This window comes from Flavobacterium cyanobacteriorum, from assembly GCF_002251835.1.
Taxonomy (GTDB): domain Bacteria; phylum Bacteroidota; class Bacteroidia; order Flavobacteriales; family Flavobacteriaceae; genus Flavobacterium; species Flavobacterium cyanobacteriorum.
In genome coordinates this window covers 236-24,186 of sequence record NZ_NOXV01000282.1, presented here as the reverse complement: position 1 = coordinate 24,186, position 23,951 = coordinate 236, and the positions used below count along the sequence as shown (strand labels likewise).

The window sequence follows — 23,951 nt, the reverse complement described above, 5'->3', positions numbered from 1 at the left end:
TTTTTAAAAACGAGCAAATATATAATATACGACATGATTAACCAATTTATTTGCTAATTATATCATAAAAAAAAGACTGCCGGTGGCAGCCTTAAGTTTTTGAAAGCCATTTCTTATACAAGCACAGATTTCAGGTCGGCATTCATGTTGCGGACAGCATCGGCACTTTTGGCAAACAATGCTTTTTCATTATCATTTAGATGGATATCAACAATCTGCTCAAGCCCTTTTTTACCGATGATGCATGGTACGCCAAGGCATATATCCTGCTGGCCGTACTCGCCCTCAAGAAGTACGGAACATGGTATCATTTTCTTCTGGTCGTTCAGGATGCTGTCAACAAGATAAGCTACTGATGCGCCGGGCGCATACCAGGCAGAAGTGCCTAAAAGCCCGGTAAGTGTGGCACCGCCCACCATAGTATCAGCCGCTACTTTATCCAGCGCTTCCTGCGAAAGGAATTCTGACACCGGTACACCATTGTATGAAGCCAGCCTTGTAAGCGGTATCATGGTTGTGTCTCCGTGGCCACCTATAACCATGCCCTGAATATCATTGGCAGGCTTATTAAGCGCTTTAGACAGGTAGTATTTAAACCTTGAGCTGTCAAGTGCACCACCCATACCTATAATGCGGTTTTTAGGCAGCCCTGTAGCTTTTAATGTAAGGTAAGTCATAGTGTCCATAGGGTTAGATACTACTACTATTATAGCTTCAGGCGAGTGCTGGAGCACATTATCGGCAACTGATTTTACAATACCTGCGTTGATGCCTATAAGTTCTTCACGTGTCATACCCGGTTTTCTGGGTATTCCTGAAGTTATAACCACTACGTCGCTACCGGCAGTTTTAGAATAATCATTGGTGCTGCCTGATACTTTTGTATTAAAGCCTGTAGTAGTGGCACATTGCGAAATATCCATTGCCTTACCTTCAGCAAAGCCTTCTTTAATATCAAGCAGCACTACTTCACCGGCAATACCCCTGTAAGAAATAACATCGGCACAGGTTGCGCCCACATTACCGGCGCCCACTATTGTAACTTTCATAATTCTGTTGTTTTGTTAATTATATAAATAAATATTGTATTGATACGTTTGTGTTGACAAATTTACCAAAAGCAAGGATAGATTGTATACTAAAATTGCCTATATTATATTTAACAGAGGCTTCACCGATATAATTTGTCCTGGTTTTATAAAGTTCTTTGAGGCGGTTGTTCAGCACATCACGCAGTGGAATTATATCTTCTATACTACCTCTTTCGCCGCCCACCTTGTATTTAATTTTACTGGTATTAATTATAAAGCCCCCCATAAACTCAAAACTGCCTATTGCTTTGCAGCCGTTTACCTGTAACTGCCAGGTATCTACAAGGCCGTTGAGCGAGTCTATGCCCAGGGTGCCGACAGCAGTATTAACATTAAAGAATTCAAAGGTTACATCTTCTTTAGAATAAGCAGCCAAAAGGGAAAGAAATATTTTTTTGTGCTGTAAAGATTCTATGTACCGGCTGAAGTTATGCTTAATCCCAAAACCATACACCTGGTATTCGCTTCTTTTAAGTTTTACTTCGGGGGAATATTTTACAACCAGCTCTGTTCCCCAGCCTATGGCCAGTGTACCCTGCAGGTAAGGATAAATAACCGCTTCCCTGTCAATCCCTTCGGGTGTTTCAAGGCGTACCTGGTTATTGCCCAGCTGGCCTGTCAGGTAAACCTGGTCATCACTGCCCAGCGCTGTAGGCACCGAGGCTGAAGTGCCCTGTTCAAGGCTGAAAAACCTGAAATCAGAATTTTGTACCGTGAAGCTCCTGTCGCTTTGCGGCACAAAAAAAATATTAGTGTGGAGCGACAGCGAAAAATCCCACCTTTTTCGCTCCTGTGGCGTTGATACCCAGCCCGAAGCAGCCTGGTAAACGGCGGCATCAGTAGCCGGGGTTATGTACTTGCCCGAAAAAAATATGGCGTCATCAATGAGACGCCCTATTTGTTGTAATTCTTCCATTTGCGCGACAGCCTTTCCACCCGAGAGAAAAACTGCAGCACAAATAATATTTATTAATACCTGCTTAGGCATCAATATTAGCATAAACCGCATTCTTCTCTATAAACTCCCTTCTTGGCGGAACCTCATCGCCCATAAGCATTGAGAATATCCTGTCGGCCTCAGCAAGGCTGTCAATAGTAACCTGTCGAAGGGTACGGTTGGCAGGGTCAAGTGTTGTTTCCCATAGCTGCTCGGCATTCATTTCACCAAGGCCTTTATAACGCTGGATTGATGACCCGCTGCCAAACTTTTGTGAGATTTCATCGCGCTGTGCATCTGTCCATGCATATTCCTTCTTGTTGCCTTTCTTCACCATGTAAAGAGGCGGCGTGGCAATATATACGTGGCCATTTTCAATAAGTTCTTTCATGAAGCGGAAGAAGAACGTAAGGATAAGCGTTGAAATATGCGAGCCGTCAACGTCAGCATCACACATAATAACTACTTTGTGGTAGCGCAGTTTTTCAAGGTTAAGCGCCTTGCTGTCTTCTGCAGTACCTATGGTTACACCCAGTGCGGTGAATATGTTGCGTATTTCTTCATTTTCAAACACTTTGTGGTGCATCGCCTTTTCCACATTAAGTATTTTTCCCCTAAGCGGGAGTATAGCCTGAAAGTTCCTGTCACGGCCCTGTTTGGCCGTTCCTCCTGCAGAGTCGCCCTCTACCAAGAATACCTCGCACTTTGCCGGATCCTGCTCAGAACAGTCTGAAAGCTTACCCGGCAATCCGCCGCCGCCCATAACGGTTTTTCGCTGCACCATTTCACGGGCTTTTTTAGCGGCGTGGCGTGCCTGTGCGGCAAGGATAACCTTTTGCACAATCGTACGCGCATCATTAGGGTTTTCTTCAAGGTAATTTTCAAGCATTTCGCTCACAGCCTGGCTTACAGGGGCTACTACCTCACGGTTACCAAGTTTTGTCTTGGTCTGCCCTTCAAACTGGGGTTCAGCCACCTTAACCGAAATAATAGCCGTAAGGCCTTCACGGAAGTCATCACCTGATATTTCAAACTTGAGCTTGTCAAGCAGGCCTGAATTATCAGCGTATTTTTTAAGTGTATTGGTCAAGCCACGACGGAAGCCTGAAAGGTGCGTGCCTCCCTCATGCGTGTTGATGTTGTTTACGTAGGAGAATATATTTTCTGTATAGCTTGTATTATAAATTAGCGCTACCTCAACCGGTATTTCACCCTTATCTGTTTCCATACTGATAACACTGGCGATAATAGGCTCCCGGTTGCCATCGAGGAACTTAACGAATTCCTTAAGCCCTTCCTTTGAGTGGAAGGTTTCCGAAACATACTCGCCTTTATCGTTCTTATCCCTTTTATCCGTAAGGGTTATGGTAATGCCTTTATTAAGGAATGACAGCTCCCGCATACGTGCTGCGAGCGTATCGTATGAATACTCTGTAGTCTGTGTAAAAATAGTGGCATCGGGCTTAAAAGTTACAGTTGTACCCCTTTTTGTGGTCTCGCCAATCTGCTTTACCGGATACAATGACTTACCCCTTTCATATTCCTGCTCATATATCTTGCCGTCACGGTATACCGTAGCCCTCAGATGGTCAGACAACGCGTTAACACACGATACGCCCACCCCGTGAAGGCCACCGGAAACTTTATAGGAATCCTTGTCAAATTTTCCTCCGGCGCCAATCTTGGTCATTACTACTTCAAGTGCGGAAACACCTTCTTTTTTATGTATGTCTACAGGTATGCCACGGCCGTTATCTTCAACGGTTATGGAATTATCCTCATTGATGGCAACAAAAATAGTATCACAATGCCCGGCAAGCGCTTCGTCAATCGAGTTATCAACCACCTCATAAACAAGGTGATGAAGCCCCCTTGTACCTACATCTCCAATGTACATGGAAGGACGCATCCTTACGTGCTCCATTCCCTCCAGTGCCTGAATGCTGTCTGCCGAATAATTGTTTTTCTTTATTTCCTCACTCATAAACTATGTGTCTTAACGATTTTTTAAGTTTAACGAACAAATATATAAAAACACAGGTGATAATGCTATAAAAACGGGGGTTTTAGCATCTAAGTTATTAACATTTTATTAATAGCGAAGAATAGGGAAAGATATAAAGAAATAAAGGTTAAAGGGTTATTGAATTTGAATTATTATATAGCAGCTTTAACCTGGCTATAACTAATGGGTAAAAGTACTTCTTTCCTGCTGTTTCCAATCGGTGGGAAACAAGATATCAGAATATAATTGACAATCGCGGAAAAACACGGGCGTTTGGCCTAGCCCCGGTGGAAGCGGCATCCTCCCTGCCGCCCTGCTTATGGCGGCAGGGAGATATAGCGTACAACGGGACCAGCTAAAACAAGTGTACCCTTAGCCGGCTGCTACTGATATAAATTACTATCTCCTCTCAATCCACTTCCGTGCATTTACGAACGCCTCATGCCATGGCGACACTTCATCTTTGCGGCCTTCAGGGTAGTACGCCCAATTCCACTGGAACATAGAGCGCTCAATGTGCGGCATCATCACCAGGTGGCGGCCGTCCTTGCTGGCCATCATGGCTACGTCAAAGTGCGAGCCGTTGGGGTTGGCAGGGTAGCCGTTGTAGGCGTACTTAGCCACAATATCGTAGTGCTCTTCGCCGTAAGGGAGGTCAAAGCGCCCTTCACCGTGCGAGATCCAGACACCCAATGTGCTTCCGGCAAGTGTGCTCAGCATTACCGATGAGTTCTCCTGTACCTTCACGCTGGTGAAGCCGCTCTCGTGCTTTCGGCTCTGGTTGTGTAGCATGCGCGGCTTCTGCTCGTGGCCAGGGTTTATAAGGCCAAGCTCAATGAACAGCTGGCAACCGTTGCAAATACCAACCGATAATGTATCTTCACGCTTGAAGAAGTTCTCAAGCGCCGTCTTGGCCTTCTCGTTGTAAAGGAATGCACCCGCCCAGCCTTTAGCCGAACCCAACACATCAGAGTTGGAGAAGCCACCCACAGCGCCTATGAACTGTATATTTTCCAACGTTTCGCGGCCAGAGATAAGGTCGGTCATATGTACGTCCTTCACGTCAAAGCCTGCAAGGTACATGGCGTTTGCCATTTCGCGTTCACTGTTACTTCCCTTCTCACGGATAATAGCAGCCTTAGGACGAGGTTTAGAAGCGTCAATAGCCACACGTTTACCGTCAAAATGTTTCGGGAACTCAAACACCAGCGGCTGGTTCTTATAGTTGTCGTAACGTTCTTTGGCTTTTTGCTCACCGCTTTGTTCCCTGTCAAGTAAGTACGATGTTTTAAACCAGGTATCGCGTGTTTTTTCGATGTTGAATTCAAGGGTAGTGCTGCCGTTCTTTATAGTAATAGCCCTGCCTTCTTTTGGCTGGCCAATTAATGTAAACGCTATGTTGTTATTCTTAAGTTCAGTTTCAACAGATGCATCTGCCTGAATAACTATGGCAATGTTCTCGGCAAACAGCGCCTTAACCGTATCTGCTTCATTTAAGCCGCTAAGGTCATATTCAGCGCCGAGGTTTACCTCAGCAAAGCTCATCTCCAGCAGGGTAGTGATAAGCCCCCCGCTTCCTATATCGTGGCCTGAGGCTATTTTGCCTGCCTTAATAAGTTCCTGTATTACGTTGAATGTATTCTTGAAAGAAGCAGCGTCTTTAATTGTCGGCACTTCATTACCTACCTTATTCAGCACCTGTGCAAATGACGATCCGCCTAATTTAAACTGGTCGGCAGAAAGGTTAATGTGGTAAATGTTGCCGCCGTTCCTTTTCAGTACCGGTTCAACTACTTTATTAATATCGGTACAGTTACCCGCCGCCGAAATTATTACCGTACCGGGAGCAATAACATCGCCACCAGGATACTTTTGCTTCATCGATAATGAGTCCTTGCCTGTAGGTATGTTAATGCCGAGTTCAATAGCAAAATCACTGCAGCCCTGTACGGCTTCATACAACCTTGCATCTTCGCCTTCATTTTTACAGGCCCACATCCAGTTTGCTGAAAGCGATACCCCTTTCAACCCGTCTTTTATCGGAGCCCAAATGATGTTGCTTAGCGCTTCGCCAATAGAGTTGCGGCTGCCTGCCACCGGGTCAACCAGCGCCGAAACAGGGGAGTGCCCTATGGTAGTGGCAACACCTTCTTTACCGGCATAGTCCAGCGCCATAACGCCTACGTTGTTTAGCGGTAATTGTAGCGGGCCTGCGCATTGCTGCTTCGCTACCTTACCGGTAACACAGCGGTCAACTTTATTGGTAAGCCAGTCTTTACAGGCTACTGCCTCCAGCTGAAGCACCTGGTCAAGGTACTCGTGTATCTTATCTTCTGAGTATTCTAAATCCAGGTAGTTAACAGCCACCGTTTTATCAGCCATTATTGTTTTTGGCGATGAGCCAAACATATCTTCAAGCGCAAAGTCCATAGGCTTTGCCCCGGTAGTTACGCTTTCAAAGGTAAAGCGGTGGTCGCCTGTTACATCGCCTACAGCATATATTGGCGAACGCTCGCGGTCCGCAATGCGCTGCAGGGTGTCAAGGTCTTTTTCACCTATCACGAGCCCCATGCGCTCCTGGCTCTCATTGCCTATGATCTCTTTTGCCGATAGGGTAGGATCGCCCACCGGCAGCTTGTCTAAGTCAATTTTACCGCCTGTTTCCTCAACCAGTTCTGACAAACAATTTAAATGCCCGCCAGCGCCATGGTCGTGAATGGAAACAATAGGATTGTTGTCGCTCTCTACCAGTCCGCGCACGGCATTGGCAGCACGTTTCTGCATTTCGGGGTTGGAGCGTTGTATGGCATTAAGCTCAATGCCACTGCTAAAAGCGCCTGTATCGGCAGATGATACGGCAGCGCCGCCCATGCCTATGCGGTAGTTCTCACCACCGAGTATTACTACTTTATCACCGGGCTGTGGCTTTTGCTTTTTGCTCTGGCTTTCTTTGCCGTAGCCTATACCGCCTGCGAGCATAATTACTTTGTCAAAACCAAGCTTACGGGCGTCCTCCTCGTGTTCAAACGTAAGCACAGAACCGGTAATAAGCGGCTGCCCGAATTTATTGCCAAAGTCAGATGCGCCGTTAGATGCTTTTATCAGGATGTTCATCGGTGTCTGGTACAGCCATTTGCGCTCGTCCATCCCTTTCTCCCACGGCCTGTTCTGTTCAAGGCGGGAATATGAGGTCATATATACCGCTGTTCCCGCAAGCGGAAGGGAACCCTGGCCGCCCGCAAGCCTGTCGCGGATTTCGCCGCCACTACCGGTTGCTGCGCCGTTAAAAGGTTCAACTGTTGTCGGGAAGTTGTGTGTTTCGGCTTTTATGGAAATAACGGAGTCGAATTCTTTTACTTCATAATAATCAGGCTTATCAGCACTTTTAGGGGCAAATTGCTGTACCCGGGGGCCTTTGATAAAAGCTACATTGTCTTTGTATGCCGAAACAATATCATTTGGATTCAACTCGCTGGTTTTCCTAATCATTTTGAACAGCGATAATGGCTTTTCTTCACCATTAATCACAAATGTGCCGTTAAAAATCTTATGCCGGCAATGCTCGCTGTTCACCTGGCTGAAACCAAATACTTCACTGTTAGTTAATTTCCTGCCCAGCTTTTTAGAAAGGCTTTCGAGATAGTCTACTTCTTCCATGCTTAGAGCAAGCCCTTCTTTTTCGTTATAGGCTGCTATATTGTCCACTTCAAGTATGGGCTGAGGCTGGATGTTTATCGTATAAATTTCCTGGTTAAGCCCTTTGTACTTTTGGGACAGCATTGGGTCAAAACCTGAGTAATCTTCAGTAACTTTTACAAATTCTTCAATCCGTGTGATACCAATAATGCCCATGTTTTGTGTAATTTCTACAGCGTTGGTACTCCATGGAGTTATCATGGCGGCGCGTGGGCCGACAAAAAAATCCGCAAGGGCGGATTTTTCTATTTTATGTGCATTGCCAAAAAGCCAGTTTAATTTTGAGGTGTCTTCTGCAGAAAGTTCGCCCTGCGACTGGACTGCATAAACCGTATTGGTCTGGTTACCGAAGAAATGGATCATTATGATGTTGTGTTGTAGTTGTGAGGTGCAAAATTAATTAAAATTAGTTGTGAGGCAATAGCCGGCACCCAAAAGTAATACAACTTTACAATACTGCTACTGTTACTACGGCCTACTAACCGGCCTGCCACAAAACCATTATAATTTTTCACCTCTTTTACCGGAAAACAGCTTCATAAAGTAGCCCCAGCCTAATCCTGCAACAATCCAAACCGGAACACCTATAGCAAGATGAAAACAGGTAATGGCTTCATCCGTTAAAAGTGGTGTCACTATATCGATTATAAGGAACATAGAAACGCCAAACATCAGTCCATAGGCAATCCAGCCTTTATTAGCAAAAGGGTCTGGAAAAATATCAACATCAATGTTCCTAAACCTTTCAGGCTGTTTTGCCAGCCATTGCGCTTTAAGTGCCTTCCTGAACCAGCCCCATATTGGGAACGTAACAGCAAGTAATAGTAAAGAAGTAAAGTTTGAAAGGCACGGAATAATGCCTCCGCATGATGGGCAATACAGGCCAAACCAGTTTTTAAAAGCAGTATTGTTTTGAATAGACCATGTACGGCCATCATGTAAGGTATCGCAATGCGGACAGGGAACCAGGGTACGTTCAAAGCGTGGCTTGTTTGATGTTTTGTCTTCCAGCATTACTTTTGGTATGCGCTGGCCAAGCACAAGCTCATTAAAAACCAGACCGGGATTTAGCATCCAGTGTATCATCATAAAATGTTTCCAGTCATAAACCCGATACTTATTTTGATCAATTTTCATGTCAGGAGTATATGAAATTATACCGTCTTGAACAAATAAAGAGCGCTGTAGTGACCACAGCGCTCAAATTTAATAAGTTATAAATTTATTTTTTCCTCTTCATTATAATTTCCATTGTTTTAAACTCTTTACCACTCCTCAGGTCATACATTTCCATCTTACGGGTATCGTTGTCAACAATAGTATAGACCTCACGGCATTTTACCGGTTTCCCTTCTACAGGGTCAACCATCTCACCTGTCAGCACCATGGTTTTTCCGTCAGGATTCATTTTCCCCTTCATTACCATCATGCCTGTACCCATATTATCAATCCAGGTAGAAATATATTCTTTGGTAGCATTGTCAAAAGCTACAACACCATGGCCTTCAAATGGCATTCCCATAACATTTCCTGTATAAGCCGACTGCTGGTACCTTCCTCCCATTATCATCTTAATTTCGGCAGTTGTGGACGCTTTTTCCGGCTTGGTGTCAGGATTTTGCCAAAAGGTCATATCACAGTACCATGTGCCGGTTTCTGTGGCCATCATTTTGTGTGCTGCGCCGGGAGTCATATACGTTTCCCACGCTTTCATTTCGGCATCACTTTGCGCTGATGCTTTACCCCCGGCAAATGCCATTGCCAAAAGGGCTAGTGCATAAATTTTTTTCATAAATTGATAGATATAATTTGTTTGTATAACTAAAGTATGAAATTTTATTGAAAATCAGGTAATTATTCACTCACAAATTCATAAGCACCTATATCGGGGGCGCCATTGCGGGGATTCCCTAAAATATCAACAGGAACACCGGCATCAAAACCTGCATTTACCGCCGCTGAGCCCTCACTTATCCTGAGGTCGTTATTTTGAGGGTTACGGAACTGTGGCCTGTTTTCAGAAGAATTGCGTGCCCTTTTACTGCCTGGATAGTTCGGGCCGTTGAACTGGTATAAGGGGTTTGACGCATACTCGTTACTGAAGTCAAAAAATTTAATCAGGCAGTTCTGGAACTGGTAACCAAATACCGGGGGTGTACTGGCCTGGATACCTTTATTCTCTAATGAAATTCCCCTGTTGCCCAAACCGAAAAAAATACAATTAATGAATTGTGCATTTAAGTCTGTAACCTCAATAGTAGAACTGGTTTCCCTATAATCATTGAGCACCAGAGGGAACTGGTTGAAGTTATTGAAGTAATTGGCAATGGTGCAGTGTGTGAAGTTATATATACCGCCAAAGGTAAGCCCCAGCGACGCCTCACCTGCCTTGTTTACAACAAGGTTAGTGGCTGTTATATGCCCGTTCCTGGCCAGAATGCCCACATTGCTGCAGTTATATACCTGCATGTTACGCAGTTTAAGCGTTTCGGGGGTGCCATCATTACCTTCCACAAGCAATCCGACAGTGGCATTTTTTATAATTATATTGCTCATAGTATTGGCCGTACTGCCATTACGGAGCCATACAGTACCCCACTGACCCGGGGTTTCTGCAAACCTTGGCTCAAGCCTGTCCCCTTCAAAAACTATTTGCCCTGCTTCTGTGGGGGGGTTGTTTGCATTGCCTGCTGCTATTGTAGCGCCACTGCTCACCAACAGGCCGGAGTCAGCGTGAAAATGTACCCTTGCGCCAGGGTCTACAATAAGGGTTTTCCCGGGAGGTACGGCCGCATAGCCATAAATCACATAAGGCTTTTCATTGGTCCACCTCAGCTCATTGCCATGGTTCGGGTCATTTTCATCAAGGTAAAAACCATAAATACGGTCAGGCTCACCCGGATTAAGCGGGATTGATTCATAACTCCCGTCATCAAAACGCTGCGGGTACAGGAAAATAGCATCCTGTATGAGTGTTACCAGGTGTACTTCCTGTACGCCGTTGGTATTGAAAAACTGGAGCTCATCTGTATAAAGAAAATCATCCGGGTTGGCTTCGGCTACATCAACCGTGGTTTCAATAAATATAAACATACTGTCCTTAGCCAGCAGTTCTACATTTTCAAATGACTGCCCTGACATGCCGTCAACCATCAGGCGGTATTTGGAATCAGGCCGTTTGAGTTTTACTGATGGAATGGAAATATCCCTATTGCTGCGGTTATACACTTTTAACGTATAAGTACTTGACCCAATGTTTGTAAACACGGTGTCGAGATAAACCGTATCCCTTGAAAATTCAAGCCCGCCGCCACTCGGCTCAAATTCAAAATCGTCACGGCAGGAAATAAGCGATAATCCGGCAATTATTAAAAGGAAAAGTACATACTGGCGCATAAGCAGCAATTTTTGGTAAAAATAACTATTAATTTGACATTTTAGTATACAGCGGAATTTTAAACAATACTCCTGCCCTGTGCGCACTTTTTTTTCTTTTCAGCAGCCTGCTAAACGCTCTTTTGCAAGGTTTGGTCGCGCTGTCTGCTATATCTCCCTGCCGCGAAAGCAGGCGGCAGGGAGGATGCCGCTCCCATCGCGGCTAAAAGGGACAGTCAGTTTGTTCTTGCCGGCTTCAGTGCCTGTAAAAACGGAAAATGACTCACCCGGCAACATTATATAAAAAAAGAAAAGCCCTGCAATTACAGAGCTTTTCATACGTTTTGACGCTTTCTTCTGTCAAAAAAAAAGTGACCATGACTGGATTCGAACCAGCACGCCTTGCGGCACCACCCCCTCAAGATGGCGAGTCTACCAATTTCTCCACATGGCCTTTCCCGGTAATAAAAAAAGTTAAGCAACGGCTTAACTTNAATAAGCTGGAAATTAATTTAATACAATTTTTGTCGTGTACTTAGCAATACTATGTAAAAGACAACAACGGATGCCAGGCAGTACTTACCAACCAGGTAGTTGTGCCGGCAGTGCCGCAACTATTACTCAATCTTGACCTTACCAGTGCAGAGATATACTGTTCAGGCGAGAGTACCGCTATGATAATATCAAATGCTACAGGGGGGCTTGGCAATTACCAGTATGAACTTCTTGATGCGGCTAACAATGTGCTTGCCGGGCCACAGGCTGGAGAAACATTCAGCGGGCTGGCAGCAGGCAGCTATAAAGTACGTGTTCTGAGCGGCGATTGCCAAGAGGTATCGGCAATAATTACTATCGCCAACCCTGCACCGCTTACTGTTACATCTGTTGAAAATGACATTCTTTGTTTTGGCGATGCTAACGGCAGCATTAGCATTACGGCAACAGGAGGAACGGGAATTATACAATATGCCATATCACCAAACCTAAACCAGTTTGATACAGACAATAGCTTTACCGGCCTGGCACCCGGGCCATACCAGGTAATTGTACAGGACCAGAACGGATGTTTCCAACTGCTCAACTTTAACATTGATGAGCCTGCACCGCTGGTGGCTGATTTTGTAGCTATACAGGACGAACTATGCCTGAATGCCGCAGACGGAAGCATAACCTTAAGCCTTGTTGGCGGAACTGGCAGTTATGAAGTTAGCCTTGATAATATAAACTTTGTAACAGTAACAGGCAACCAGTATACATTTACCGGCTTATCAGGCGATACATTTTACCAGATATTTGTACGGGACAGTAACGGCTGTAATATAAACCCTCCGCTGGAATACTATATGATGCCGGCTGTGGAAGTGATACCCGATGTTACCGTGACGCCGACATGTACCAATAATGTACCCGGAAATACCGTGGTGGTAAATGTCAATCCCGAAGTTGTAGCCGATGTAGAGTATTCACTGGATGATGTTACTTACCAGGCATCCAATACCTTTACCAATCTTGCTCCGGGCAATTACACTGCTTACGTAAGGCACAGCAACGGCTGTACAAAAACCGATACGTTTGTTATTGATAATCTTTCGCCTGTAGCAGCAACCGCGGTCGTAACAGCCAACGTGGCCTGCTTCGGCGGTACAACAGGCGAGATAACCGTAACGGCTTCGGGAGGAAACAGTATATTGCAGTATGCCATCTCCCCTGCCTTTACCTATGGCGCATCAAACGTGTTCACAGGGCTGGCAGCAGGTACCTATACCATAAGGGTAAGGGATAACATTGGCTGTGAGGCAGAAGTAACCAATATTACGGTTACACAGCCGGCAGCGGCGCTTTCAGCCACGGTAACAGGTACACCTGAAATATGTATCAATGCCAATGATGGTACCATAACAGTGACCGTATCAGGCGGGACAGCCCCTTATGCTACCAGCCTTGACAATGTGAACTTCACACAGGGCCAGTTCAGCTTCACAGGGCTGGCAGACGGCACTTACACCATATACGTACGTGATGCCAACAGCTGTACCATCACCCCGCTTACTTATACTGTACTGCCGGGCGTGGACATACAGCCCGTGGCAACCGTAACACCGAACTGTACCAACAATACACCGGGCAACGTGGTTACTGTTGCTGTTAACCCTGCTGTGGCAGCCAGCGTGGAGTACTCTCTTGACGGGGTTACTTACCAGGTTTCCAACACCTTCAGCAACGTACCTGCAGGGCCACAAACAGTATATGTACGCCACAGCAACGGCTGTATCAGGACAGATGATTTTGAAATACTGCCGCTACAGCCTGTTACAGCAACCGCGGCCGTAACAGCCAACGTGGCCTGCTTCGGCGGTACAACAGGACAAGTAACTGTAACGGCTTCGGGAGGAAACAGTACATTGCAGTATGCCATCTCCCCTGCCTTTACCTATGGCGGCTCAAATGTGTTCACAGGGCTGGCAGCAGGTACCTATACCATAAGGGTAAGGGATAACATTGGCTGTGAGGCAGAAGTAACCAATATTACGGTTACACAACCTGCGGCCGCGCTATCAGCTTCGGCCGTTACAACACCGGAAACCTGTATAAACCAGGGTAACGGAAGTATAACCATTACAATTTCGGGAGGTACGGGACCTTACTCAACAAGACTGAACACAACATCATTTGTACAGGGCCAGCTGGTATACAACAACCTTGCGGCAGGCACCTATACTGTGTTTGTAAGGGATGCTAACGGTTGTGATATTGTACCTTTAACTGTTACGGTAGCTCCGGGTGTAAACATCCAGCCAAATGCAACAGTAACAGCAACATGTACTAACAATACCCCTGGCAATGTTGTTACCATAAGCGTTAACCCGTCTGTTACCGGCAGCGTACAATATTCCCTTGACGGTATCAACTATGTAAACAATAACACCTTTACCAACGTGCCGGTAAGTGTTACAACAGTATATGTAAAGCATACTAATGGCTGTGTGAGCACTGCACCGGTTACAATACCTGCCTTGCAGCCTATTACAGCAAGTGCAACTGTAATTTCAAATGTGGCCTGTTTTGGTGGCACAAGCGGAGCTATAAGTGTAACGGCTTCAGGAGGCAACGGGGCATTGCAATATGCTATTTCACCGGCATTTAACTACACTTCTTCGGCAAGCTTCACAGGGCTTTCCGCCGGCAGCTACATAATCAGGGTACGCGATGCGGCTGGCTGCGAAAGGGAGATTTCAGGAATTAATATTACCCAGCCGGCAGCAGCGCTTACAGCTACAGCGGTTGCAACCCCCGAAGCATGTATCAGTAGCAACAACGGAAGCATCACTATTACAATAAGCGGAGGTACTGCACCTTATTCGACCAGAATTAACGGTTCGCCGTTTGCTGCAGGACAGCTGGTGTATAACAACCTTTCTGCAGGCCAGTACACCATACAGGTAAGGGATGCCAACGGATGTACCGTAACCCCTATACAGGTGCAGGTACAGGACGGGGTCAATATACAGGCTACAGCTTCAGTATCGCTTGTTTGTACCGGCAATGTACCCGGCAATATAGTAACCGTAAACGTTAACCCCGAAGTGGCCGGCCAGGTGCAGTATGCTGTTGATAACGGAACCTATACAAGTTCAAACACTTTCAGCAACCTTACCACCGGCAACCACATTATAACGGTAAAGCATGTTAACGGATGTATCCAGTCATTGCCGGTAAACATACAAAACGGTGTCCCTGTAAATGCCACGGCTACCGTAAACGGCACTATAAGCTGCTTTGGGGCAACAACCGGGGCTATAAGGGTAACCGCGTCCGGAGGTACAGGAGGATTACAGTATGCTATTTCTCCCGACTTCAACTATGTAGCTTCTGGTAACTTTACAGGCCTTGCGGCAGGAACATACACTATAAGGGTGCGTGATGCCATAGGCTGCATAAGGGAAATCCAGAACATTGTTATTACCCAGCCGGCAGCCATTGCTGTTGTTACTGCTGATATACTGGAGGAAATATGCGCTGATGATGATAATGGCGCTATTGAAATTGCAATTTCAGGCGGTACTGCTCCTTATGCCACAAGGCTGGGGGCTACAGGCAACTTTGTAGACGGACAGCTGCTGTTTGAAAACCTCAACGGAGGGCAAACCTATACCCTGTTTGTGCGTGATGCTAATAACTGTATCGTTACACATGAGGTAACCCTTGCCCCTCCTGTTGATATTGATGCACGGCCGGTTATAGACTATGGCTGTAATGCTACCACTGTGACCATTGCCGTATCGGCAGCTGTGGAAGGTAGTGTGACCTACTCGCTTAACGGTGGTACGCCGCAAAGTTCAAATGTGTTTGTGAATGTGCCTGTGGGCCCGCACAGGGTTGATATAGTGCATACCCTTGGATGTACGGATGTAGCTGAATTTACTATTGCGCCGCAGGTGCCATTACAGGTTACATTAGCTGAAAGCGGCCTAAACCAACTGACCGCTACAGCAACAGGCGGCAGTGGCGGTTACCAGTACAGCTTTAACGGAAATGATAATGGCAGCAGCAATACGTTTGTGTTCTTGAGCAGTGGCAACCATACGGTGACGGTAACCGACAGCAGGGGCTGTACGGCAACAGCGAACATAAACGCGAGGTTTGTTGATATTGAAATCCCGGACGTGGTAACGCCTAATGATGACGGAAGGAATGATACCTGGTCTCCGGCCAACACGCAAAACTACCCTAACATTACTACGGATATTTTTGACAGGTACGGAAGAAAACTTGCGGTTCTGAGGCAGGGACAAAGCTGGGACGGGAAATACCGCGGCAACGAACTGCCAACCGGCGATTACTGGTACATCATTAAACTTGGTGATCCACAGGACAGCAGGGAATTTGTTGGCCACTTCACCATATACAGATAATACTAAACAGCCGTGGCTTGCGGCCACGGCTTTACAACACTAACGACTCAGAAAAATGAAAAACATATACATAAAATTAGTATTGTTACTGGCAGTAACGGCAACACAGGCGCAGGAACTTAATATTCCCACTTTTACCCAGTACCTTGCCGATAACCAGTTTGTGGTGTCACCGGCATTCGCGGGTATAGGCGATTATGTAAAAATAAGGGCAAACGGGCTTACGCAGTGGGTAGGCATAAAAGACGCGCCTGACATGCAGTCCCTGGCAGCTGATATGCGGATTTCAGATGATAGCGGCGTAGGGTTTTCTTTTATAATGACCGAAACGGGAATACGCGGCAATATGGAGGCAAAATATCATTTGCGCACCACCTGATCCTCGATAAATATGACGAGCAGTTCCTTTCCATGGGAATATCGTATAACATGAACCAGTTCAGGGTTGAAGTAGAAAACTTCACTACTGTTGACCCTGGCGTAACAGACAACCGCTACGTTATAAACCACAACTTTGATGTATCATTCCTATACAGGCTCCGCAAGTTTTACCTGAGCTTTAATGCCTCAAACATACTCAACAAAAACCTTGATGTATTTGCTATTAACGAACCTAACAGGCTGCGTAATTACCAGCTGTATACCGGCTATACCTTTAGGGGCGAAAGCGGTAGCGGTATTGAATTTGAACCATCGGCATTTGTGCAGTATTTTGAAAGTGATACGCGTTCGTCAACTGACCTCAACCTGAAGATCAGGCTTATGGATTATGAAGATTACTATTGGGTGGGCGTAAGCTACCGTTTCCTGAACGACCAGGTCATGAAGCCCCTGAACATAGGCCCTATGGCAGGCCTGAAGAAGTCTAATTTTTATTTTGCCTATTCCTACCAGGTCACTACCAATGAATTCCTGGCTTTCAACAGTGGTACGCACATGATAACCGTGGGGCTTGATATATTCCAGGGTATAAGCAACTGCCCGTGTACAGCGCATTACAACTAATCAGGACGGGCAAAACAGCCCGTCTTTTTCTTCTATGGCATGCATAAACTTCTGCCATTTTACCAAAAACCAGTCCGTTGAAAGCTATCCGTATTATTTATAAGGCTAAGCCTGTTTCTGAAAATCGACCTTTAGTAATGGCCCGGGCAAACCAACTTAAAAATTATATAAAACATCCGGGTGCCTATTGTCTGTAAAAACGAGGCTTTTTTATTGCTGCATTTTTATCGGGATTATGTTAAACACTATTAATTTAGTTTTAATAAATGTTTAACTATTTTGACTAAAAATTAAATTAAATTTAAAGTTAAAAAATAAAATTTATTAACATTATTTTATTTTAATATTATAAGTAATTTTCTCATAAAATTTTTACAATTGTTAACTAATGGTGCAAAAACTTTTATTGCTGTTGCTGGCTCTGGGCTGGTGCAGTATGTGGTCGCAGGATATCCTTTGGGAAAAATCCTATGGAGGCAGGCATGCCGATTATCTTTTTGATGCGCAGCCTTCGGCTGATTACGGGTTTATCCTTGCGGGTAGTTCGCTTTCCAACGCCGGCGGGAACAAGACCGAGGGCAACATGGGTAACCTGGATTACTGGATATGGAAAATGAATGAAGCGGGCGAACTGGACTGGCAGAAGAACCTGGGCGGTACCGGGCAGGACCTCCTGCACTGCATACGGACCACGCGCGACGGGGGCTTTATACTGGCAGGCACTTCTGACTCACCGTCCGGGCTGCATAAAAAAGATTCCTGCAGGGGCGGCACAGACCTCTGGATAGTAAAACTGGACGCCAAAGGTGGGGAGCAGTGGCAGCGCACCATAGGGGGCAGCGGGCAGGAACTGCTGAGAGGGATTGTACAGACAACGGACGGAGGCTATATCATTGGCGCCTCATCAGCCTCTGATGTGAGCCCGGAGATACTCAAAGGCCGGCAGGACCCTTACGGTAAATGGGAAAGCAGCCGGGGCGGCCTTGATTTCTGGATTATAAAGCTTGACAAGAACGGGGACATAAAATGGCAGCGTACCCTTGGGGGCCTTTATGCCGATGTCCTTGAAAGCATTGAGCAGACAGCAGACGGTGGTTATATCATCGGGGGGCACAGCAACTCCCCTGCTTCTCCCGATAAGCCTGATAATGGCTACGGCAGCGGCGACTACTGGATACTGAAACTGGACCAGGACGGCGCAGTAGCATGGCAGCGCGACTTTGGCGGCGATGAGGATGACCACCTCTATGCGCTAAAGCAGGTTGCGGATGGTGGCTACATTGCCGGCGGAAGCTCAGCCTCACCCGCAAATGGCAGCAAAAAGAAAAGCAACAGGAAAGGTACCGATATGTGGGTGCTGAGGCTTGATGATAAGGGAGAGCTCCTGTGGGAAGAGACCTACCATGTTGGGGAAGCCGACCTGCTCACGGCTATTGTGGCTAACCGGGACGGGAGTTTCCTCCTTGGCGGTTATACCCGCAGCGAATCGGCCGCAGCCGCACAGGCTGACAGGAAAGAAATTAACGACTACATTACCCTAAAGATAAACGCAAAAGGCGAAGAACAGTGGCGCAGGGCTATAGGCAGCAGCGGCGAGGATATCCTGAGAAAGATGATAGAGACCCGCGATGGCGGCTACCTGCTGGCAGGAACATCCAAAGGGCAGGTATCGCGAGACCGCAACTCCGGCAAAGGCAGCAATGACTTCTGGATAGTGAAGCTGAAGGATAACGACAAGGAAAAAACAGGGGAAAAGCGCGACATGCTGGAAGCAGCGCCCAACCCTGCCGAACAGTTTACCAACATCATTGTAGGCTATGAGTTCCTAAGCGGTACCGCCACCGTCTATGACCTTGCGGGAAGGCAGCTGCAGGCTTTTCCCGTAACCGACAGGACCATTCCTGTTGACCTGGGTGGCTACCCGCAGGGTATATACATTGTTGAAGTGCGTACTAACGCCGGGACCGATTCTGTTAAAGTAGTAAAATCAAAAAGATAACCAGCCATACTATATCCCATGAAATTATTTTTAAACTTTTTAGTGGCGTGCATAACCATAGGGGCTTATGCCCAAAACAGTGCCATAAAGACCCCGAGTATAACACCTCCTTCGCCCACAGTGGCTAACCTGATGAATTTTGAAGAAGTACCTATAGACTATTACAGTGGCCAGCCGGATATTTCAATACCAATTTATACTAAAGCACTAAATTCCGAGTTGAGCTTACCTGTTGTATTAAAGTACAATACTATGGGATTACGGATTGAGTCGCGCTCCGGCTGGACAGGTACAGGCTGGTCACTGGATACTGGAGGCGCAATATCGAGAACTGTGAGAGGATACGCGGATGAACTTCCTAGAAGTGGTTCTTACGATAATGTGACGGGTATCTTTCATAATGATGACTTTTGGAATTATGATAATTTATCCTATGACGAAAGGGAAGAATTTAAATGGAATGCTTTAGGATGTATTAATGATAAATACGACGCCCAGCCCGACTTATACCAAATTAGCATGCCGGGCTATTCCGGGCGGTTCGTGATTGCAAAAGAAGGGGGCATATTCAAAGCCCGGCAGCTTGATATGAACCAAAAGCTCAATATAACTTTTACCATGGATGACACAAAAGCAATAACAGGTTTTGTGATTACGGATGCTAACGGGTATAAGTATATTTTTGGCACCACCGACAACCCACAAAATCCGGCTATTGAAACTACCGTAACAGCTTCTTTTGTTAGTTCAAAAAGCAGGGATATCAATTTACCCGTACTGCCACAGCAAAACCCTACCCTGCCGGCAGCTAATACCGCATGGATGCTGACATCTATTACTACGCCCAACGGACAGTTGCTGGCAAAATTTGATTACATCAATTCTGAAGAAAAATATGATACACCCTGGTCATCAACTTACAATGATTTAGTCAATCCCAATTACTACACAACAATGTTGCTTAATGCGTATAATTGTACGCAGTTTAGGCCTATCTTTTCACAAACCAAAAGTTCTATAACTACCCAAACCAAAAAGCTGGTAAAGGTTAGCTTTACCGATAAGACGAGCATACAATTTTCATTGTCCAATGAAAATACCCATCCGGAAAACCAGGGGCGCTACTTGGAAGGAATATCAATACACCGGCAGGTAAATGGCACTAACCATACCGTGCGTTCCTATAACCTGACATATGAAACCACGTTGAGTAACCGCCTGTGGCTCATGAAGGTTACATCAGGGTCTGATTTCAGCCAGACGTTTGAGTATTTCCAAAAAAACCTGTTGCCCAACCAGTATGCGGAAAAAGATAATTGGGGCTATATGAAAAGTGATTTTCGTGATAATCCTGCTTATCCGTTTAATTATTATGATAATGAAGCCTTCAAAAAAGGTATCCTTGTTAAAATAACAAGCAGGGGTGACGGCGTCAAAGCCTTTCAATGGGAGCCTCATACCTTTTCACATGAAAGTAACAGACTGATTGACAATTTTGACAATAACCCCTGGAATGCACAGACCGTACCAATGTTTACCCACCAGTTTGCTTCAAGTACAGGAGGTAGCTTTTTACAGGGTACGGAATTTACGCTGACACATGACCAGTATGTGGAAATTACTAAAACATTACTTCCGGGTAACGTTAATGCCAACCCAAATAACTTTTCAGTATTAATTAAAAAAGCCGGGACTAATACCACTATTACAATCCCGCTTAATCAACTAACAAAAAGGCAGTTGCTGACTAAAGGTACTTATAGCGTGACTGTTAAGGTTGATCTGCTTGCGACGCTCGCAGATAATTATTTGTTGCAGGGCTATATAAATGTAAGGCACACTGCCCTTGTTTCGCCCGCACAATATACGTACTACCATCTGGGCGGCGGGCCCAGGATTAGCGTTATTGAATTTCGGGACAAAACGGGTGATTCGGTATTGAAAAATATACGATATTCATACCGCATGCCGGAGCAGCCCTACAACCCGTTGCGCCCTATAATATATTCTTCCGGGGCAGTAGACGCCAAACTTGGGAGCATGTACCAGGAATACACGGAGAAAGACCTGAAATATATTTTCGGTGTCGCAGAAAATGTTCCGGGTAGCTTTTTGGCTCGTGAAATTACTTATTTTGTCCGTACCAATCAGCTTACCGCGCAGTTATGCAAAGGAAGCTATGTAGGCTATAAGCGTGTCGCTGTTATTGAGAATGGTATTATGGCCATAGGCAACAGTCAGCTGGACGGCAGTACGCCAAATGGGTTTACAGAGTTTATTTTCACCAATGCCATAGATGCGCCATTACCAGTAGGTGTTTTTTTATACCCCTTTAGTGAAACGCCTAACTATGACCATAAAAGAGGGTTGTTGTTACGCAAGACTGTATACGATACACTAAGCAGGCCACTCGAACAAACGGAAAATGAATACGAATTAAAAGAAGAATTTGCAATTCGTTCCACAATGTCTCGTGAAAAACCTTGCCAGTGGAAGCAATTTTATGAAACCTATGCCCAATACCGTGATTATAGCGTGGTTTATCCGCAACCCTGTCCGTTTGCAGACTGTACATTGTTTTATTTTAACTGTAATGAAACCCCAAATCTTTTTATCGCTACGTTTATAAACCAAACACATGCCTACCTGAAATCATCGGTGCAAAAACAGTATTTTTATGATACCGCGGTGCCTTCAGTATTGGAACGAAGAACCGACATGGTATATAACCCCGTAAATTTCCAGCTGAAGGAACAGACCGAAAGTTACAGGGAAGGCAGCGAAACCATTACCGAAAAAACGGAATATGAATATCCCGCGGGAGGGTACACCACATCTTTATTTGATACAGCAGAACAAGCTGTAATTAACTCCATGCTGCTCCATAACAATATTAACCGCCCCCTCGTGGTGTCCAGTTACAAAAACGGGGCACTGGTGCAGCCCCTCATCAATAAATACAAGGTTTTTGCCCCTGACCAGATATTGCCGGGCAAAGTGCAGCTAATAAAAGGGGGGCAGCCCTCCGCTGCCGCGGAAGACCGCCTGGTTTACCACGGGTATAACAGTTTAGGTAATGTAACCGATGTTTCCCTGGCAGGTGGCATGCGTACCTGCTATATTTGGGGCTATAACGGCACTTTGCCGGTAGCCAAGATTGATAACAGGCCGGGAGGTTATGCCACACTGCCCGCAACACAGGTAACTAATATCATAAATGCTTCTGACACGGGCGACGAAACCACCCTTACCGCAGCCCTTAATGACCTGAGGGCGCACCAGGATGTCAGGAACTCACATATTATTACCTTGACATTTGATACCGTACTAGGCGTAAAAAGCGTAACCGACCCCAAAGGGCTGCGCCTTACTTATGAATATGACTACCTGGGCAGGCTGGTACTGGTACGTGACTCGTTTGGAAACCTGGTTTCAGAATATAAATACAACTTCAGGGGCGGGAACTTTTAAAAAACAAACAACCACTTTATATGAAAAAAATTATATATACCCTGGCCCTCCTACCGGTGTTGCTGTACGGCCAGGACAATACATACAATTACGTGCGTGCCTATACTTACAAGGAAGCTACTTATTTTAGTGATGAGGCCAAGGCTAATGCTACCGTAACCTATTATGATGCTATAGGGAGGCCCATACAACAGATAGCCGGTAAAATGTCTGGTAACGGTAAAGACATTGTCACCCATATCAAATACGATGCCTACGGGCGGCAGGAATACAGCTACCTGCCGTATGCTTCAGAAAACAGTAACCTGGCTTTTAACGGTACCGCCGAGGTAAATACGTATACGTTTTATAATACGTCCCAATATGAAAACACGCCTAACCCTTATAGCCGGAGCTTTTTTGAAAGTTCACCGCTTAACCGGGTGCTCAAGCAGGCAGCGCCCGGGGCCGCATGGATAGGCGACCCCGGCAGCAATGATGACAAAACGGTAAAATTTGCCTACCGGGCCAACGTCCAAAACGAAGTGAAGCGCCTTAGCGCGACCGCCACATGGAACAATACTACAGGGATATATGACATAGCCTTTGCCGACCTGGGCTACTATAGCGAGGCACAGCTAAATAAGAGCATAGTGACCAATGAAAACGGTGCAAGCACCGAGGAGTTTAAGAACATGCAGGGACAGGTACTGCTCAAAAGGGCTTATGACCGGGATGAAAAATATGACACTTACTATGTGTATGACCAGTTTGGCAACCTCACCTATGTAATACCGCCGCTTGCTGAAGGCCTTCTTGACCCCGGCCTCTGCTATTACTACAAATATGACCACCGCAACCGCCTTGCCGAGAAAAAGATACCCGGTAAGCAGTGGGAATATATAGTGTATGACATACTGGACAGGGTGGTAGCCACCGGCCCTGCCCTCTCGCCTTTTGGTGTTGCTGCTACGGAAGGATGGATGTACACTTTTTATGACACTATGAGCAGGCCGGCTTTTACCGGCTGGTATGCCGCTGCGGGCATCAACAGCAATGCACGGGCGGCACTGCAGGCGCAGCATACGGGTGCAGTAAGTAATGTACAGCGAAGCAGTGACATTATTGATAATATCCCTGTTGGTTACAAAAGAACCATCATACCACCGGGCTTTAAGCTGCTTACCATAAATTACTATGATACGTATGCCAGCGATGCCTATCCATGGCCGGGTGGGCCGGAAACCCCGGCGTCATCAATGATCATAGAGGGACAGCCGGTAATGGCTATACCCAAAGGGTTGCCGGTAGGCAGCTGGACAAGGGTGCTGGACAGCCCCACAGGCACTACCGGCGAAACCTCCTACACGCTGTATGACGAAAAGGGCAGGCCGGTACGCACGTATATGGCAAACTATATCGGTGGCTATACACAGGCAGATACAAAACTTGATTTTGACGGCACGCCCCAGTATACCAT

The 23,951-nt window shown here is 46.0% G+C and carries 12 protein-coding genes, 1 tRNA gene and 1 pseudogene; 5 read left to right on the top strand and 9 right to left on the bottom strand.

Annotated elements, in window-relative coordinates:
• Positions 1-113: 113 nt before the first annotated feature.
• From mdh to CHU92_RS10785, 9 genes are all read right to left on the bottom strand, one after another.
• Positions 114-1,049 carry a malate dehydrogenase gene (gene mdh, locus CHU92_RS10820; RefSeq protein ID WP_094415461.1) on the bottom strand — a complete coding sequence of 312 codons (936 nt, stop codon included), beginning with the start codon at positions 1,047-1,049 and terminating at the stop codon, positions 114-116.
• 19 nt (positions 1,050-1,068) lie between these two features.
• On the bottom strand, positions 1,069-2,079 hold the full coding sequence (locus CHU92_RS10815) for a DUF6588 family protein (protein ID WP_094415459.1): 1,011 nt from the start codon (positions 2,077-2,079) through the stop codon (positions 1,069-1,071).
• Positions 2,072-4,012 carry a DNA topoisomerase (ATP-hydrolyzing) subunit B gene (gene gyrB / locus CHU92_RS10810; protein WP_094415457.1) on the bottom strand — a complete coding sequence of 647 codons (1,941 nt, stop codon included), beginning with the start codon at positions 4,010-4,012 and terminating at the stop codon, positions 2,072-2,074. The genes CHU92_RS10815 and gyrB overlap by 8 nt, the downstream gene beginning before the upstream one ends.
• Positions 4,013-4,432: 420 nt before the next feature.
• Positions 4,433-8,092 carry a phosphoribosylformylglycinamidine synthase gene (gene purL / locus CHU92_RS10805; RefSeq protein ID WP_094415455.1) on the bottom strand — a complete coding sequence of 1,220 codons (3,660 nt, stop codon included), beginning with the start codon at positions 8,090-8,092 and terminating at the stop codon, positions 4,433-4,435.
• A 138-nt stretch (positions 8,093-8,230) separates the two neighbouring features.
• Positions 8,231-8,866, bottom strand: coding sequence for a hypothetical protein (locus tag CHU92_RS10800; protein ID WP_094415453.1), 636 nt, complete (start codon positions 8,864-8,866; stop codon positions 8,231-8,233).
• Between the two features lie 85 nt (positions 8,867-8,951).
• Positions 8,952-9,521: a DUF1579 domain-containing protein gene (locus CHU92_RS10795; RefSeq protein ID WP_094415452.1), complete on the bottom strand. Its 570-nt coding sequence runs from the start codon at positions 9,519-9,521 to the stop codon at positions 8,952-8,954.
• 62 nt (positions 9,522-9,583) lie between these two features.
• On the bottom strand, positions 9,584-11,125 hold the full coding sequence (locus tag CHU92_RS10790; RefSeq protein ID WP_094415450.1) for a choice-of-anchor Q domain-containing protein: 1,542 nt from the start codon (positions 11,123-11,125) through the stop codon (positions 9,584-9,586).
• 147 nt (positions 11,126-11,272) lie between these two features.
• Entirely contained in the window at positions 11,273-11,443 is a 171-nt protein-coding gene (locus CHU92_RS15875; protein ID WP_165764638.1) for a hypothetical protein, read from the bottom strand.
• Between the two features lie 33 nt (positions 11,444-11,476).
• A tRNA-Leu gene (locus CHU92_RS10785) sits at positions 11,477-11,558 on the bottom strand.
• Positions 11,559-11,709: 151 nt separating this feature from the next.
• On the opposite strand from CHU92_RS10785, the gene CHU92_RS10780 reads away from it, so the two are divergent.
• The 5 genes and pseudogenes from CHU92_RS10780 to CHU92_RS10760 all read left to right on the top strand — a co-directional run.
• On the top strand, positions 11,710-16,017 hold the full coding sequence (locus CHU92_RS10780; RefSeq protein WP_129583064.1) for a T9SS type B sorting domain-containing protein: 4,308 nt from the start codon (positions 11,710-11,712) through the stop codon (positions 16,015-16,017).
• 55 nt (positions 16,018-16,072) lie between these two features.
• A pseudogene (locus tag CHU92_RS10775) lies at positions 16,073-17,022 on the top strand (PorP/SprF family type IX secretion system membrane protein).
• A 388-nt stretch (positions 17,023-17,410) separates the two neighbouring features.
• Positions 17,411-19,021, top strand: a complete 1,611-nt coding sequence (locus CHU92_RS10770) for a T9SS type A sorting domain-containing protein (protein WP_094415446.1) — start codon at positions 17,411-17,413, stop codon at positions 19,019-19,021.
• A gap of 18 nt (positions 19,022-19,039) precedes the next feature.
• Positions 19,040-22,492 carry an RHS repeat domain-containing protein gene (locus tag CHU92_RS10765; RefSeq protein ID WP_129583063.1) on the top strand — a complete coding sequence of 1,151 codons (3,453 nt, stop codon included), beginning with the start codon at positions 19,040-19,042 and terminating at the stop codon, positions 22,490-22,492.
• Positions 22,493-22,512: 20 nt separating this feature from the next.
• The coding region (locus tag CHU92_RS10760; RefSeq protein ID WP_243389590.1) for a DUF6443 domain-containing protein at positions 22,513-23,951 on the top strand (1,439 nt) is incomplete at its 3' end.

What these genes read in the sequence shown, in the direction of transcription:
- mdh (WP_094415461.1), bottom strand. Translation starts at nt 1,049, where the DNA reads ATGAAAGTTACAATAGTGGGCGCCGGTAATGTGGGCGCAACCTGTGCC.
- CHU92_RS10815 (WP_094415459.1), bottom strand. Translation starts at nt 2,079, where the DNA reads ATGCCTAAGCAGGTATTAATAAATATTATTTGTGCTGCAGTTTTTCTC.
- gyrB (WP_094415457.1), bottom strand. Translation starts at nt 4,012, where the DNA reads ATGAGTGAGGAAATAAAGAAAAACAATTATTCGGCAGACAGCATTCAG.
- purL (WP_094415455.1), bottom strand. Translation starts at nt 8,092, where the DNA reads ATGATCCATTTCTTCGGTAACCAGACCAATACGGTTTATGCAGTCCAG.
- CHU92_RS10800 (WP_094415453.1), bottom strand. Translation starts at nt 8,866, where the DNA reads ATGAAAATTGATCAAAATAAGTATCGGGTTTATGACTGGAAACATTTT.
- CHU92_RS10795 (WP_094415452.1), bottom strand. Translation starts at nt 9,521, where the DNA reads ATGAAAAAAATTTATGCACTAGCCCTTTTGGCAATGGCATTTGCCGGG.
- CHU92_RS10790 (WP_094415450.1), bottom strand. Translation starts at nt 11,125, where the DNA reads ATGCGCCAGTATGTACTTTTCCTTTTAATAATTGCCGGATTATCGCTT.
- CHU92_RS15875 (WP_165764638.1), bottom strand. Translation starts at nt 11,443, where the DNA reads ATGAAAAGCTCTGTAATTGCAGGGCTTTTCTTTTTTTATATAATGTTG.
- CHU92_RS10770 (WP_094415446.1), top strand. Translation starts at nt 17,411, where the DNA reads ATGGTGCAAAAACTTTTATTGCTGTTGCTGGCTCTGGGCTGGTGCAGT.
- CHU92_RS10765 (WP_129583063.1), top strand. Translation starts at nt 19,040, where the DNA reads ATGAAATTATTTTTAAACTTTTTAGTGGCGTGCATAACCATAGGGGCT.